The organism is Vibrio sp. 10N.222.55.C6 (genome assembly GCF_041473395.1).
Taxonomy (GTDB): Bacteria; Pseudomonadota; Gammaproteobacteria; order Enterobacterales; family Vibrionaceae; genus Vibrio; species Vibrio crassostreae_C.
This window is the reverse complement of sequence record NZ_JBFRSD010000751.1, coordinates 1-530: the sequence shown is the minus strand read 5'-3', so window position 1 is coordinate 530 and position 530 is coordinate 1. Positions and strand designations below refer to the sequence as shown.

Below are 530 nucleotides of genomic sequence, written 5' to 3'. Positions count from 1 at the left end.
TCCCCACTCACCGCATCAAAAATGGCGAAGTATTTCATGTCGATTTGAGATTGCTCCCGATAAACTTGGCGAATACCTAAGCTTTTGGCTCGCTCTTCGCTCAGACTCGCGGAGACAACATCAACGATATAACCCGCTCTGACAAGGATCTGGGATAACAAATTATTCACCGCGCCAAAACCAACGACAAGCACTTCTCTTTGTTGGGTTAATGGAATTTTTTCAAATGCTTGCCACGCAGTTAGCATCGGACAAGGCAGTGCCGCGGCAAGTTCAAAAGATAGGCTCTCAGGTAGTGTCATCACTCGCTCAACGTTCAAAACAGTATATTTAGCGAAGCTACCATGGCGATTTAGTGAACCATGATATGCCACTCGACGGCCAATTAGACTGGGATCAACTTTAGAACCTACTTGTACGACGACGCCTGCACCATCAACACCTGGAACATGGCCATTCGGCCAATTTAAAGGATTGGCTTTAATAAATTTCCAATCCACAGGGTTAATACCAATCGCTTTGTTTTGTAC

At 45.3% G+C, this 530-nt stretch carries 1 protein-coding gene; it reads right to left on the bottom strand.

The window, feature by feature from the left end; all coding sequences use genetic code 11:
* Nucleotides 1-530 (bottom strand): alcohol dehydrogenase catalytic domain-containing protein (locus AB4486_RS25975; protein WP_372119624.1); only part of this gene is annotated, 530 nt, incomplete at both ends.